The following is a 13,257-nucleotide window of genomic DNA, read 5'->3' on the forward strand; positions in this document are numbered from 1 at the left end:
GGGAAGGATCAATTTATCTAATAAAGACATAACGATATAATTCAATAGTATGATAACTACGTGGCATCACTGTGAGCACAGGAAACCGAGTTTGAACTTATTCATGAATTTTAATTATCGTGATATAAACGGGTTCACGCTTACAGGTGAGCTCATGGTTAGTTTTATTATTACGTTTCTTAATTGTTCAGGTCTAACTCTCTTGAGTATTTCGTCAAGCACCGCGGCTATGTTCTCGGCAACCTGCTTTGGGTCCATGTCCTCGGTACCTACCTTACACATGACCTGCGGTTGATCCTTAACCCTAACCCTAACGCTTCTCTTTAGCCTATCAATAACGGCCTTGATGTCCGCGTTTGGCTGGACAACCTCAGGCATCTTGTTCCTGGGACCCAGTATTTGACCCATTACCCTACCAATGAGCACCATCAGGTCTGGTGTTGCTACGAAGTAGTCATAGGAATTGGCCAGTTTCCTAATCTCCTTCTTATTACCGGATAGTTTCTCAATGTCCTCCCTGGTGAGTATTGCGTCTGCCTTGGCCTCCTTGGCCGCGAGTACCATGCGCCCGTAGCCATCACGCAGACCCTCGGTTCCTTACCCTGCAATGGATGCGGCAGTGTAATGGTTATGTTGAATCTATTGGCTTGGTTCTTAACGTCGAAGTCCTTGAACCTAATTATTAGCTCGTATGTCTGCTTAAACCTCCTCCTCTTCGCCTTTGCCTTGGCCTCCATGACAGCCTTAGTTATTGCGTCAAGGTTTAGGCTCATAATCGCGCATTGAGGGAAAAAGCCCCTTATTAAAGCATTTTTCCCTAACTGATGCTGTGTTTTGATTAATTCCCTTAGTTTATAACCTGCCCTCCTGCTTTAATAGCTCTTCGTACTTAGTTATCACATTATTATAGGAGCCAGTGTCCAACTCCTTCAGTACTTGCTTCGGGTCCTTACCGTTGATTGTAACGCCAACACTCCTGCAGGCACTTATTACCTGCTTAAGGGCATTCCTGAAGTTCTTACTCCTTAACTCCTCCCACTTTATGTAGGCTATCTCAGCAAGCTTCTCAATGCTTATGTCACCAATCAACTCCTTAACCGCCTGGTGGCTACCTGTGTCCTTACCAATGGCCTTCATTATAAGGTCAGCGATAGGCGGTAGCTCAGGCTTTACCTCAAAGTTCTTTGTGTCTTCGTCTACCTCTATCTCTACGAATACATTGTTAATGCCGTAATTAGCCAGTATCTTCGTCTTCTTATTAATCTCCTCAGTGACCTTACTAATGTCAATGCCGTACTGGCTCAACTGCTGTACCACTGGTCCACCTGCCTTACCTGGCGCGACCGCTATCTTGATTACCCTCTTTGCCATATCGTAGGACCTGCCTAATGTAGGTATTTAACGTTTTTGCTATTATTACTTACTTTCAATTTTCCTAACACCCTTGATATTCACGATGATGGGCATCGTACTAGATGAATCAAGTAACTCCAGGTAAACCTGACCCCTCTGCCTATCAATATCCACCACCTTGCCTCTATATCCCCTAAAGTTCGACAATTATTTCAACAACATCACCAACATTAATCTCCACAGGCTTAGCCAGGCTACTCACTACTTCATCAACATTCATAACACCCCTAACCATGCCCCTATAGTGCTTAATGCCCGTAGCCAAGTCTTGAATTTCATAGGGCATCGAACCCTCTACAAACACGAAACCCTTTAAGGAGGGCAGAACAACTATTGCGGTTATCTTAACCTTATCCAGCCCCTTATGCTCAGCTTGCCTTGAGCATGAAGGCCACGTTATACTCCTGATTACCCACAGCCCTAAGGGCATACACTCTACAACTCATTGCCTGCTCAGCACTACTCATTATCTCCTCCCTAACCTAATGAGTTAATAAAACTTGCCCAATAATTGATTGCCTTTAGGCCTTACCTGCGGCCGAGACCCCTTGTGCTCAGTATAACAAGTATGAGCATCACGGCTAGTATAATAATTATTGTAAGCACAACAATTAGGTTGAGCGGGTATGGCAAACTAAAGTTGGCACTGCTCGTCAAGTACTGCTGAGCCACACTGAATAGGAATGAATAAACACCGAGTATTGCGACTATTAATGAACCCAACTTAAGGATTATCATATAATTATCCTTAGTCGGCTTCTTAGCCACCTTGAATATCCATGCTAGTGTGCTTAACCAATTCATTATCCTCTTACTCAAGCCTTCATTGTTCATTACGGTTTATGGCCAATCAGTGATTATAAAATTTTCTAATCATTCATCACAATACCAATTGCTTAAAAAAAATCCAACTTATTAAATGGTCTTAAGTCATCATATCCCTGTCCAACACCCAGGAAATAAATGGGTCTCTTGAGCTCGTGAAGGAAGGTCAATATGGCACCACCTTTCGGGTACGCATCAACCTTAGTGACTACCAAGCCGTCAATTCTCACGTACTTACTATAGTACTTGGCAATGTCCAGCGCCTCATTGCCCAGTAACGCATCTGCGATGAATATGGATATGTCAGGTCTGCTAACCTCTGTACCTTACTTAGCTCATTCATTAGGTTAGTGTCTGTGTGCATTCTACCGGCTGTGTCTATCATTACGTAGTCAATACCCCTATTCCTGGCGTGACTTATCGCATCGTAGGCAACAGCGGCTGGGTCAGAACCATAGCCATGCTTTATAACCCTAACACCAAGCCTCGTTGCATGACCCTCCAACTGCTCAATAGCGCCGGCTCTATAGGTATCAGCCGCGGCCCAAACGGCCGTGTAGCCTCTCTTCATTAGTTGATGTGTTATTTTAGCAATAGTTGTTGTTTTACCATAACCATTGGGGCCCAGGAATAGGAGGACGACGGGTTTCTTTTCCTGAAGCATCTTAGTGACCTCGCTCATGAAGTCCACATCAGGTACGTCACTAAATAGTTTGTTCATCACATCGAGTACTCCATTTTTAATTATTGATTCCTTATCACCAAACCTAGGCACCCTTAGGTCTCTCAGGTAATTAATTATTGCGTTGCATATTGCGTCGGCAACGTCAACGGCAACGTCGGACTCCACCAATTGCATGAATAATTCATCACGAATTTCATTAAGCTTATCCTCGCTTAACTCCGTCGTTGTTATTGAATTAACTAATGTGTTTGTGAATGTTTTAAACGCATTCTTCAATTTATCAAACATTTAAACGTCACCTTACTGTCCAGGTTGTTGCTGCCTAATGGCCGTGCTTATGTAGAGGAGGAAGTTATCAATATCCGTTATCCTCTTTGCGATATCCGCTGACTGGGTATCCAGTTTTGACTTCAATTCCTCAAACTCCTTAATCCTCTCGTCGATATAATTTATGGCATATGACACATCCATTTCAATAACGAAATTAGCGCCAACACTCACAAGGACCTTCTCACCTTGGTCGGTGAGGCTTTAATGAAGACTCCTCCACCAACCCCAGCGTATGTGTCCTGAACTGCGCCCTTACTTAATAGTGTCAGCATGTCCTTGGCGCTCCTTAACTCATTTAATGACTGGGCAACCAGCGCTAGGTTTTGCCTAACAACATCAAGTAGTGCGGCCAGGGAGTTCCTCTCCTCCACAAGCCTTTCAATGTCCTCCCTCGTTATCACTATTCGCTGTGGTTGCTGGGACATTAATAGCATCACCACCTAACCAGTGACTCCATGGATAATAATTGCAGTATCTCTGTGTGTTTGACCTCATCCTTATTTATCTCCTTGACCTCCTCAATCTTTATCATACTCCTCTTCAACTTATGCCTACTCCCTAACTCGCTATATGCAATCTCCACGGCCTCGCTCGGCTTTGTAGCCAGCAACTCCAGGGAAAACCTTTGCCACTGCATTCCAACCCTCATACGCCCAACTATTCTATAAATCCTAACCGACACGTTGATGAATTTAGGCATGAAATATTTAATCTTTTCCCAATATGTTTTTAAAGGAGAATTACCAATACTAGTCAGGTGATTGGTATGGTCCTGACATGCGACGTCTGCGGTGCACCAATTGAGGGTGAACCCGTCATTGTGGAGATTGATGGTGCAGTATTAACGCTATGCCAAAAATGTGCCCGTAAGTACACCAGCGTTAAGGGTGTTAAGGTAATTAGGGGTCCATCGCAAGTCCAGACGACGCAGCAGTCGATGGTTGTTGCTAAACGTGAATCCAGGAGGGGAGTTACGTATAGGTCAGTAAGCCTAGGGTTAATGCCGATAGGTATGAGGTCGTTGAAAACTATGCCGAGTTGATTAGGGAGGCTAGGGAGAGCCTTGGCATGAGTAGGGATGTTCTGGCCAAGGTGATTGGTATTAAGGAGAGTATATTGAGGAGGATTGAGGATGGCCAGTTAATACCGGATATTGAACTTGCCAGGAAGCTCGAGAAGGCGCTTGGTATTAGCTTACTTAGGGAGTCCGAGGATGTTGGCACGGAGACCCAGAGACCTGTTAGTAAGTCATTAACGTTAGGTGATGTGGTGACTCTCCGCGAGAAGAGCAAGGGTAAGTGATCTGCCTGATATATTGTGGCAATAGTTTTAAATAACGAGTGGGATACAAAAATGCATAGTGGGTAATAATAGGGCTAAGGCATTATTGCTTGTTGCCGATAACGTTGGAGAAAATAGAATCAGGGAATTTCAATTGCTCAGTGAGGCTGGCGGTTATGAGGTTCTTGACACGATCATACAGAGGAGGAGGCCCGACACACGTTATTACCTAGGCATTGGTAAGTTAGGTGAGGTTGAGTCGCTCGTTAGGTCCCTTGGGCCTGACGTGGTGATTACGTATCATCAATTAAACCCAATTCAGTACGTTAACCTTGAACGTAGATTAAAGGTTAAGGTCATGGATAGGATACTGCTGATCCTTGAAATTTTTGAGAGGAGGGCTGGTAGTAAGGAGCTAAGCTCCAGATTGAATTGACGAGGCTCAGGCTCGAGATTCCAAGGGTTAGGGAGTTCATTAGGCTCGCCAAGATGGGTGAGCAGATAGGTTTCTACGGCGGTGGTGAGTATGCAATAGAGGCCTACTATAGGTACATGATGAGGAGGATAGCCCACATCAGGAGGGAGTTAAGTGCAATTAGGAGGAGGAGGGAGATGCTCGTAACTAAGAGGAGGGATTACGGGCTACCGCAGGTCGCGCTCACAGGCTATACGTCGGCCGGTAAAACCACGCTCTTTAATAGGTTGGCCGGGGAGAGTAAGTACGTTGATGGTAAGCCCTTCGCGACACTGGACACATACTCAAGGCTTGTTGATTTCAATGGGTTAAAAGCGATATTGACCGATACCATAGGCTTCATTGATGATTTACCACCATTACTTATCGAATCCTTCTACGCAACCATTGCTGAGGTGCTCAATGCGGATCTTGTTCTATTCATGGTGGATATAAGCGATGGTTACCAGGAATTCTCGAGGAAAATCATGAGCTCCATAAAGATATTTAATGACTTAGGGATACCCAGGTCTAGGATACTGCCTGTTCTCAATAAGATTGATTTAATGGATAATGTCGATATTAATGATAAAATAGGTCTTGTGAAAAGTGAATTCCCGGATTATGTGATAATATCGGCGAAGACAGGTATTGGCATTAACGACCTTAAAAACGCAATAAGGCTAGGTTAGAGCCTTTAATCATTGACAGGAAACATGGCAATAGTAAGGATTTTAACCCAATAGATTAATCACCCATTAATGGTCGAGGATCTAGAGACGTCTTTATTTCTTGAATACGCAAGGAGGAAGATAGCCTTTGAGTATGATAATGAAGATATGGCGAATTAGCCGTTAAGATCCTGAGAACGTTGATTGAGAAGGGCGAGGCAGTACCTGATGAAACCCTAGCCCTAATCCTAGGCATAAGTGCCACGGAGATTAGGAGGATACTGCATGTAATGCATAAGGCTGGCCTCGTAGGCCTCATTCGCGAATCCACAGATCAGTATAGGTATGAGTATAAGTGGTTCATCAATAGGGACTTCATCAGGAAATTCCTCGTGCAGCATATCAACAATGTTTCATCAAAGTTAATGCATAGGATAAACGCGCTAGGCACAACCACGCTTTATATATGCCCAACATGTTTCAGAGGCTACACGCTCGATGAGGCTTATGAATATGATTTTAGGTGCCTAGGGATGACACAGAATTAGTACAGGCGGATGTACCTCGGAAATAACATTCCTTTCAAATGTCATTAAGAATTTACGTAGGGAGGAAAAGGAATAATACGATAAATTAATTTAATGATACGCTCATTTTAATCACACTATCGAATTAATACTTGCCTTTGGATAATACCCTAGCTGCCGTGATTAGCGGATGCCAAATTGGCGCTGTTGGTGGTGAATATGATAGATCAGCGAAGAAGAAGTCATCAATGGTGGCGCCCTTCCCTATCAATGCGGCTGCCACGTCGATATAACCAGCAATTATTTTGTCAGGACCTATTACCTGAACTCCAAGAACCCTACCGCTTGATTCGTCAATGATCATCTTAATATTAACTTGAACACCACCTGGGTAGTAATGAGCCGTGGTTCTAGCCTTAATCGTGGTAGATACAGGCTTGAACCCCTCCTCCCTTGCCTGCCTCTCCGTGAGCCCAGTCCTAGCCACGTAGAGACTAAACACCTTAGTCACGGCAGTACCTAACACACCTGGGAATTTTAGGAACCTACCCTTAACCGCATTCGCACCAGCCACCTGCCCCATCTTATTAGCCGGCGGTGCCAATGCAACGTACATCCTCTTCCCAGTGATTAAGCTCCAGGTCTCAGCCACATCACCAGCCGCATAAACATTCGGCACAGAAGTCTCCATGTACTCATTAACCCAGACAGCCCCGGTCTCGCCGAGTCTCGCGCCGGCCTTAACTGCGAGATCCACGTCCGGCTTAACGCCAACACCCATAACCACCTTATCAATATTGTACTCGCCCTTCTCCGTAATGACCTTATTCACATGGCCATTAACACCCCTGAAGCCAACAACCTTCTCATTCAGGTGTAGCTCAACACCATTCTTAATGAGTTCATCATGTATTAGCTTAGCCATGTCCTCATCAAAAGTCGTTGGTAGTACGTGAGGCATCATCTCAAATAGGAGCACCCTCTTACCGAGGTTCCTAAGCGCCTCGGCGACCTCAAGGCCTATGTAGCCACCACCAACCACGGCAACTGTGCTCGCCTTCTCGACTTCCTCCCTTAATTTTGGCGCCTCATGTGGAAGCTAAGTGTCAATATGCCATTTAGGTCGTGGCCCTCCACAGGAAGTGTTATTGGTTTTGCGCCAGTGGCTATTATGAGTACGTCCCATTGATACTTAACTGTTTCATTGCCCTCCCTGGCATACACGACCTGGTTCTTAGTGTCCACATCAAATACTTCAGCGTTTATTTTAACGGTTATTCTTCTCTCCTTAGCGAACTCCTCTGGGGTATATATCGCTAGGTCCTGAGCCTCCTTAACAACACCACCTATGTAATAAGGTATTCCACAAGGTGCATGGCTTATGAATAGGCCCTTATCAAGCATCACTATCTCTGCCTCCGGGTCTAGTCTCCTAGCCCTAGCTGCTGCCGATGCGCCGGCGGCGCCGCCACCGACTATTACAACACGTTTGCCCATATAGCCTCCAGAACTACTACGACTTAATTAGTTTTTCCATTAGCCACAATCGCCATTGAGTCTCATTAATAACTCATTAATTATCTTCCTAGCGGCCAATGCATGCCTCCTTCTGATGGGGTATTGAATCGCTAATTCAGTGCCACCCAACTCACTCGCACTTCCATACTTGATGCACTCAGCCACGTATTTACTCACGTGGGGTGTTAATGTCCACGCTATTAATTCATGAATAACACCATCATCGATAACGCTTGGTATTCTTTTCATCATCTTTATAAACGTTGATGAAACGAGGTACTTCCTATCAAGTATGTAATGGAGGAATTCATGAACGAAGGTATCAACTACATTACTTATATCGTTTAACGTGAGGTCTCCCCTAGAGATAACATCATTTAACCTAAGTAGGTCCCAGATCGACAATGCGATTACCTCGTTCCTATTAATGGGTATTATCTTCCCGTAAATGGTCGGATTATGGGTAAGTAATATCTTGGCATGTCGGTCTCGAATACCTTACTCATTATCGTTGACGCCTTTAGTATTAATTGAAAGTACGTATCCGCATTACTCCTTGCTATGCTTATCTCATCATCAACGTAGTACTCACAATCACTGCCACATGTGATCATTAACTTAATGAGCAATGTCGGGCTTGCCTTAATGGTTACTATGTATGTATGTCCATGCCCCCTCATACTCTCTATGGTCACGTACTTATTAACGTCATAATCCCTCATGAGTGATTCCACGGTATCTCTAGTAATTAAGGCGTACTCCTCACCATGGGGCATGAAGTCAGGATTAACGGAGCCCAATAAATTTAGGATTAGGTCGAGGGTGGATAATGCGATTCTTAATTTAATGCGTTGTCTATTAAGTAAGAATACCAGTGTATTTATGGATTTTAAGTTGTTTAGGAAATCATTATGAAGCTTTCCAACATAGTTCCATGATAAGTTAGTCAACATGTTAATTATCACTGATGCAGTATTAATTTTATTATCCGTAATTTAAATGATTCTTCTTAGTGCATTGGCTATCCTTCTGCGCAATACTATAAAATTTCCAAGTGATGCGTCTACCACGTGCCCTTGCCAATACTCAGTGGTGTTAAGCTCCCTGGATCACAGAATTGGGTGGCGTCGCCTCGGAACACCCCGTGGCCAGTAGGTTGGGTCTTGATGTTCTTAACCTAGGTGGTAATGCCGTTGATGCTGCAATAACAACATCACTTGCGCTGGCCCTTACGCAACCACACCTGGGCGGCCTTGGTGGTGACTTCTTCGCAATGATTTACATCGCCAGGGAGGGGAGGGTTTACTTCTTAAATGCGAGTGGGTGGGCACCGCGGAGACTAAGTAGGGAGTTATTAATGCAAAGGGGGTTGAATGCAGTACCAATAAGAGGTCCGCTATCACCTGTGGTTCCTGGATTATTAGCAGGGCTTCATGCAATGTGGAGGCGATTTGGAACCGATGAGTGGAGGTCCTTAGTAAGACCGGTCGTTGAGACTGCGAGGAAGGGTTTCCCAGCAAGTCCAAGCTTCGTTAAGGCCATAGAATCACTTAAGAGTGACATTGTTAATAATAATTACTTCAAGTCAGTATACCCAATAGATGCCAGGCCCTGGTATGTGGTTAGGATTGAGCCGTTGGTTAAGACCTTCGAATTAATAATGGAACACGGACCCGACATACTTTACAGAGGGAGATCGGTGAGGCTCTCGTGAATTACGTGCAGTCCGTTGGTGGTGTTATGGAAATGAGTGATTTAATGGAGTATGAACCTGAGTGGCGTGATCCACTGAGTATTGATTATAAGGGCTTAACCATCTACGAGTCACCGCCCAATACCCAGGGCATAACCACGTTGATGATATTAAGGCTTCTGGAGAAGTTGAATGTTAGTGCCAATACGTGGTCGCGTAGTAGGATTGAGACTTACCTGGCATTTATAGGATTGCCTATGAGTTTAGGGACTCGTACATTGGCGACCCAAGGTTCGTTGACGTGCCAATCAACAAACTCCTTGACCCGGAATTCCTGGAGTCCACGTATAGGTCCAGGGTTAGTAAGCAATTAAGTGGCTCCGGCGATACGACATACTTCGTGGTCGTGGATAGGGAGGGCAATATTGTAAGTGCCATCCAAAGCCTATACCAGCACTTTGGTTCATTAGTTACCGAGCCTAAGTATGGGATTACACTCAATGATAGGGCGTCAGATTTCTCAATGGATGGTCCGAACGCATTAATGCCAAGGAAGAGGCCGCTTCATACATTAAGTACTGTAATAATCACTAAGGATGGAGAACCAAAGTATGCACTTGGAACCTCTGGGGCCCACTTCAGACCGCAGCAACACACTTTATTCATAACGAACATTGTTGACTACGGATTAAGCCCCGTGGAAGCAATCGATGCGCCCAGGTTCCTGTGGGACAGAAAGTCATTAATCATTGAGGAGGGTTACGAAGTAACGGGCTTAACAGAGCCGCACCAAGTAATTAGGTACCCTGGGCGAACAGGCGTGGCAAGCATAGCCGCGTTTCTCAATAATGGTAGGAAACTGCTCTACGCCGATATACGCGGGGATGGGCTGGCCCTCGGTCAATAACCTCATGTTTATGACTGCAAATGTATGTGGCGGGAAGTACTTATAAATAGGATGCTTATCCTATTATCGTATGTCGAGGGGTATTTCGAAGGCATTGGTTGTGGGAATAGTCGTAATAATCGCCGTGGTAATCATAGCCTTATACTATGTAACTCAAGCCCAAACATCAAGGCAGAGCATGCATGGTGCTGGCGTTAATTATCCAATAACGGTGGTTGATTACTTGGGCCGTAACATCACGATATACTCACAACCAAGCACCATAGGCACTGTAAGCCCTGACTGCACACAAATAATATACGCATTGGGCTTTGGTGATAGGGTTGTTCTAATTGACACTTATTCCGAGCAATTGCTTAAATACCTAAACGTCACAGTACCGAGTAATGTCACCACTATTAATTCAATATATGGGTCACCACCGATAGAACCAATAATAACCGCACACCCATCACTACTCTGCGCAGACGCTGGTTTCCAGCCACAGCTTGTGCAGAGCGTTGGTACGTTAAGCGCGGCTAACATTACCGTGATATTCATAGGCGGTACGAGCAATACAAACGTGACCGACATAGAAAGTGACATAATGCTAATGGCTAAGGCACTCGGTGTTCCAGGTAAGGGCGAGGAGGTAATAAGTCACATGAATGCCGTCATCAATTACGTAGAGGGTAAGGTCTCAAATGAGCCAGGGTAACCGTAGCCTACATATCGTGGTACAACCCAATCTATGTCGCGGGTAATTCCTCATTTGTTGGTTACTACATTAATCTAGCCGGTGGTTACGATCCATTCAACGGCATGTACCCCACGGTAAGCCCAAGCCAATTACTCACGGTTAACCCTGACTATATAATTGCTGATGACTTCATGGGTAACTACACGGCAACTCTCCAGGCAATACTCTCAATACCTGGAATAAACAGTACGGATGCGGTCAGGGAGGGCCACATATACGTACTTGGTGATTTCGCGGAGAGCCTCATCGAGGAGCCTGGACCACTCTCTGTTTATGGGGCTCTATTGCTCGCCATGATACTTCACCCAGGCGCATTCGGCCTTAATTCAACGGCCATACCGCACTATATAAGTGCCCAGTGGGTTAATCAATATGTTAAGCCCAACCTAAACATTGCATTGGGCAATGGGTGATTACAACGGTAAAGGACTTCATCATTAAATTCCTTTGGATCTTTATTCCATTATTACTAATAGGCATTGTCCTGAACCTCATTATTGGTGAAGTTACGATTCCAATAAAGGCGTTATTTGATCCAACAAATGCCTACAGAATTATAATGATGGATATTAGGCTACCAGAGGTACTTGCATGTTTAGTAGTTGGTAGTAACTTGGCTGTTGCTGGCGCCGTCATGCAGGCCGTGTTTAGAAACCCACTTGCAGAACCCTACGTGACTGGTACGGCATCTGGGGCGTTATTTGGGGCGTTGCTGGGCTTATTAACATACGCACTATTCAGGGCCTCCCCCCTCTCACCAATTATACTCATGCCAATACTATCATTCCTAGGTGCCCTACTCGCCACATCAATTGTGGTGATTTTCGGCAGAGGGTATTGGCTATCCCTCATCCTGGCGGGTATTGCCGTTTCAATACTATTCTCATCAATCGTGATGATACTAGACACGTACTTACTAACCATAATCCCAACATTACCAGCAATTGTTTACTTATTGTTCGGCACTGTGAGCGGTGTTAATTGGGGTGAGGACATCGTTATGCTTAGCGTGAGTTTACCGATCCTGGTGTACATAGTCATGAGTAGTCACGAGATTAATTTACTAATGATGAGTGATGAGGTGGCTCAGGCCGGTGGTGTGAGTCCTAGGGCATTCCGAAACCTACTAATTGCCTTAGTTGGGTTATTAACCGCGGTGACTGTATCTTTCACGGGCATCATAGGCTTCGTGGGTCTCATGACCCCTCACATAACTCGATTACTAATATCGAGCTCCGACAATTCAAGGGTCATACCACTATCGGTCATTTCAGGTTCCACAATAATGCTCTATGCAAATGTTGCCAGCAAGGTGTTGGTTCCCGGAGTTGTTATGCCTATAACGGCAATAACAAGTCTCTTTGGTGTTCCAGTATTGTTAGTGTTGCTCAGGGGTGGTCGCAATGGGTAATTACGTGGTTAGATTTGTGAATGCCAGGATCGGCTATGAGGAGCCAATCATTAGGGATATCGCGCTTAATATACCAACGTCAAGCCTAACAACGATACTCGGGCCCAATGGGTCTGGAAAAACCACGTTACTTAGGGCCATAATAAAGTATGCAAGTCTCTTTGGCGGTTATATCTACATTGATGGTAAGAACATTAGTGAGGTATCGATTAGGGACTTGCCGAGATACGTATCATACTCGCCGGCCGAGATTTACTCGCAAATGGCGTTAACAGTCCTCGATGTGGTTATGAGTTCACGAAATGGCGGTGGCTGGGTAAGTAAGGGTGAAGCAATTGCCGCACTTAAGTACCTGGGTATAGACGATATTGCGAATAGAAGGTTTGATGAATTGAGTACCGGCCAGAAGAGACTTGTTTTGATAGCGAGGGCGTTGGCTTCGAAGGCCCCATTACTATTGATGGATGAACCAACGTCAAACCTAGACCTCGGTAATAAGTATAGGGTTATCCATACGTTGAGAAGGATCGTTAATGATAGGGGGGTTACGGTGATAGCCGCCGGTCATGACATTGACCTGGCGTTGGCCAGTGATTGGGTTGTGGCGTTGAAGGATGGTGAGGTTATGGCGATGGGTGTTCCAGAGGATATAATTAATGGTAAGGTTTTAAGTGAGTTGTATGGTGTTGATGTGGAGGTTTTTGACGTGGATGGGCATAGGCTTATTTATGTTCGTGATGAGTTCATAAAATAACCTTCTCATTAGTTATATTTACTTTATTTTTGGATACTGAGAAAAATTT

General features: G+C 44.8%; 21 protein-coding genes and 3 pseudogenes. 11 read left to right on the forward strand and 13 right to left on the reverse strand.

What is annotated here, in order from left to right; genetic code table 11:
• Positions 1–114 precede the first annotated feature (114 nt).
• The 10 genes and pseudogenes from JCM16159_RS17615 to rpl18a all read right to left on the reverse strand — a co-directional run bounded on the left by JCM16159_RS17615 (position 115) and on the right by rpl18a (position 3,935).
• On the reverse strand, positions 115–528 hold the full coding sequence (locus JCM16159_RS17615) for a hypothetical protein (RefSeq protein WP_243666812.1): 414 nt from the start codon (positions 526–528) through the stop codon (positions 115–117).
• A complete protein-coding gene (locus JCM16159_RS17620) occupies positions 444–773 on the reverse strand; it encodes a hypothetical protein (protein ID WP_243666793.1) in 330 nt (109 codons plus the stop codon). Before JCM16159_RS17620 ends, JCM16159_RS17615 begins: the two co-directional genes overlap by 85 nt.
• Before the next feature lie 79 nt (positions 774–852).
• On the reverse strand, positions 853–1,371 hold the full coding sequence (locus JCM16159_RS11585; RefSeq protein ID WP_054857925.1) for a 50S ribosomal protein L11: 519 nt from the start codon (positions 1,369–1,371) through the stop codon (positions 853–855).
• A 45-nt stretch (positions 1,372–1,416) separates the two neighbouring features.
• On the reverse strand, positions 1,417–1,560 hold the full coding sequence (locus JCM16159_RS17625) for a hypothetical protein (protein ID WP_243666794.1): 144 nt from the start codon (positions 1,558–1,560) through the stop codon (positions 1,417–1,419).
• Positions 1,547–1,822 carry a hypothetical protein gene (locus JCM16159_RS17630; protein ID WP_243666813.1) on the reverse strand — a complete coding sequence of 92 codons (276 nt, stop codon included), beginning with the start codon at positions 1,820–1,822 and terminating at the stop codon, positions 1,547–1,549. Before JCM16159_RS17630 ends, JCM16159_RS17625 begins: the two co-directional genes overlap by 14 nt.
• 119 nt (positions 1,823–1,941) lie before the next feature.
• Positions 1,942–2,247: a hypothetical protein gene (locus JCM16159_RS11595; protein WP_054857926.1), complete on the reverse strand. Its 306-nt coding sequence runs from the start codon at positions 2,245–2,247 to the stop codon at positions 1,942–1,944.
• A 62-nt stretch (positions 2,248–2,309) separates the two neighbouring features.
• Positions 2,310–3,211: pseudogene (gene ftsY / locus JCM16159_RS11600) on the reverse strand (signal recognition particle-docking protein FtsY).
• A gap of 12 nt (positions 3,212–3,223) precedes the next feature.
• The gene (locus JCM16159_RS17635) at positions 3,224–3,424 is read right to left on the reverse strand and encodes a hypothetical protein (RefSeq protein WP_243666795.1); all 201 of its coding nucleotides are present in this window, start codon (positions 3,422–3,424) and stop codon (positions 3,224–3,226) included.
• Positions 3,421–3,690 carry a hypothetical protein gene (locus tag JCM16159_RS17640; RefSeq protein ID WP_243666796.1) on the reverse strand — a complete coding sequence of 90 codons (270 nt, stop codon included), beginning with the start codon at positions 3,688–3,690 and terminating at the stop codon, positions 3,421–3,423. Before JCM16159_RS17640 ends, JCM16159_RS17635 begins: the two co-directional genes overlap by 4 nt.
• Positions 3,687–3,935 (reverse strand): 50S ribosomal protein L18Ae, encoded by a 249-nt coding sequence (rpl18a, locus tag JCM16159_RS11610; protein WP_054857950.1) that lies wholly within the window; start codon positions 3,933–3,935, stop codon positions 3,687–3,689. Before rpl18a ends, JCM16159_RS17640 begins: the two co-directional genes overlap by 4 nt.
• 75 nt (positions 3,936–4,010) lie before the next feature.
• Here rpl18a and JCM16159_RS19535 point away from each other — a divergent pair, with 75 nt between their 5' ends.
• From JCM16159_RS19535 to JCM16159_RS11625, 5 genes are all read left to right on the forward strand, one after another.
• Positions 4,011–4,295 (forward strand): hypothetical protein, encoded by a 285-nt coding sequence (locus tag JCM16159_RS19535; RefSeq protein WP_367834493.1) that lies wholly within the window; start codon positions 4,011–4,013, stop codon positions 4,293–4,295.
• Positions 4,292–4,555 (forward strand): multiprotein-bridging factor 1 family protein, encoded by a 264-nt coding sequence (locus JCM16159_RS19540; RefSeq protein WP_367834494.1) that lies wholly within the window; start codon positions 4,292–4,294, stop codon positions 4,553–4,555. Before JCM16159_RS19535 ends, JCM16159_RS19540 begins: the two co-directional genes overlap by 4 nt.
• A 58-nt stretch (positions 4,556–4,613) precedes the next feature.
• Positions 4,614–4,970 (forward strand): hypothetical protein, encoded by a 357-nt coding sequence (locus JCM16159_RS17645; protein WP_243666797.1) that lies wholly within the window; start codon positions 4,614–4,616, stop codon positions 4,968–4,970.
• Positions 4,967–5,680 carry a GTPase gene (locus JCM16159_RS17650; RefSeq protein WP_243666798.1) on the forward strand — a complete coding sequence of 238 codons (714 nt, stop codon included), beginning with the start codon at positions 4,967–4,969 and terminating at the stop codon, positions 5,678–5,680. The genes JCM16159_RS17645 and JCM16159_RS17650 overlap by 4 nt, the downstream gene beginning before the upstream one ends.
• A 179-nt stretch (positions 5,681–5,859) precedes the next feature.
• Positions 5,860–6,207: a hypothetical protein gene (locus tag JCM16159_RS11625; protein ID WP_243666799.1), complete on the forward strand. Its 348-nt coding sequence runs from the start codon at positions 5,860–5,862 to the stop codon at positions 6,205–6,207.
• Positions 6,208–6,331: 124 nt separating this feature from the next.
• Here the strand turns inward: JCM16159_RS11625 and JCM16159_RS11630 are convergent.
• The 3 genes and pseudogenes from JCM16159_RS11630 to JCM16159_RS17660 all read right to left on the reverse strand — a co-directional run bounded on the left by JCM16159_RS11630 (position 6,332) and on the right by JCM16159_RS17660 (position 8,480).
• Positions 6,332–7,683 (reverse strand): annotated as a pseudogene (locus JCM16159_RS11630) (FAD-dependent oxidoreductase).
• 39 nt (positions 7,684–7,722) lie between these two features.
• The gene (locus JCM16159_RS17655) at positions 7,723–8,109 is read right to left on the reverse strand and encodes a hypothetical protein (RefSeq protein ID WP_243666800.1); all 387 of its coding nucleotides are present in this window, start codon (positions 8,107–8,109) and stop codon (positions 7,723–7,725) included.
• A gap of 29 nt (positions 8,110–8,138) precedes the next feature.
• Positions 8,139–8,480: a hypothetical protein gene (locus tag JCM16159_RS17660; protein ID WP_243666801.1), complete on the reverse strand. Its 342-nt coding sequence runs from the start codon at positions 8,478–8,480 to the stop codon at positions 8,139–8,141.
• A 368-nt stretch (positions 8,481–8,848) separates the two neighbouring features.
• Here JCM16159_RS17660 and JCM16159_RS19545 point away from each other — a divergent pair.
• From JCM16159_RS19545 to JCM16159_RS11660, 6 genes and pseudogenes are all read left to right on the forward strand, one after another.
• A pseudogene (locus JCM16159_RS19545) lies at positions 8,849–9,771 on the forward strand (gamma-glutamyltransferase).
• Complete coding sequence (locus JCM16159_RS19550) at positions 9,699–10,304, forward strand: gamma-glutamyltransferase (RefSeq protein ID WP_367834495.1); 606 nt, start codon at positions 9,699–9,701, stop codon at positions 10,302–10,304. The pseudogene JCM16159_RS19545 and the gene JCM16159_RS19550 overlap by 73 nt, the downstream one beginning before the upstream one ends.
• Positions 10,305–10,374: 70 nt before the next feature.
• Positions 10,375–11,001, forward strand: a complete 627-nt coding sequence (locus JCM16159_RS19555; RefSeq protein ID WP_054857927.1) for an ABC transporter substrate-binding protein — start codon at positions 10,375–10,377, stop codon at positions 10,999–11,001.
• Positions 11,002–11,030: 29 nt separating this feature from the next.
• Positions 11,031–11,456, forward strand: a complete 426-nt coding sequence (locus JCM16159_RS19560; protein WP_367834501.1) for an ABC transporter substrate-binding protein — start codon at positions 11,031–11,033, stop codon at positions 11,454–11,456.
• Positions 11,453–12,454: an iron ABC transporter permease gene (locus JCM16159_RS11655; protein ID WP_054857929.1), complete on the forward strand. Its 1,002-nt coding sequence runs from the start codon at positions 11,453–11,455 to the stop codon at positions 12,452–12,454. Before JCM16159_RS19560 ends, JCM16159_RS11655 begins: the two co-directional genes overlap by 4 nt.
• Positions 12,447–13,208, forward strand: coding sequence for an ABC transporter ATP-binding protein (locus tag JCM16159_RS11660; RefSeq protein ID WP_054857930.1), 762 nt, complete (start codon positions 12,447–12,449; stop codon positions 13,206–13,208). Before JCM16159_RS11655 ends, JCM16159_RS11660 begins: the two co-directional genes overlap by 8 nt.
• Positions 13,209–13,257 lie beyond the last annotated feature (49 nt).

The organism is Vulcanisaeta sp. JCM 16159, from assembly GCF_001316265.1.
Classification (GTDB): Archaea; Thermoproteota; Thermoprotei; order Thermoproteales; family Thermocladiaceae; genus Vulcanisaeta.

Bases quoted from the DNA above. Each gene is read 5' to 3' on its own strand.
- JCM16159_RS17620 (WP_243666793.1), bottom strand. From the start codon at position 773: ATGAGCCTAAACCTTGACGCAATAACTAAGGCTGTCATGGAGGCCAAG.
- JCM16159_RS11585 (WP_054857925.1), bottom strand. From the start codon at position 1,371: ATGGCAAAGAGGGTAATCAAGATAGCGGTCGCGCCAGGTAAGGCAGGT.
- JCM16159_RS11595 (WP_054857926.1), bottom strand. From the start codon at position 2,247: ATGAACAATGAAGGCTTGAGTAAGAGGATAATGAATTGGTTAAGCACA.
- JCM16159_RS17660 (WP_243666801.1), bottom strand. From the start codon at position 8,480: ATGCCCCATGGTGAGGAGTACGCCTTAATTACTAGAGATACCGTGGAA.
- JCM16159_RS19555 (WP_054857927.1), top strand. From the start codon at position 10,375: ATGTCGAGGGGTATTTCGAAGGCATTGGTTGTGGGAATAGTCGTAATA.
- JCM16159_RS11660 (WP_054857930.1), top strand. From the start codon at position 12,447: ATGGGTAATTACGTGGTTAGATTTGTGAATGCCAGGATCGGCTATGAG.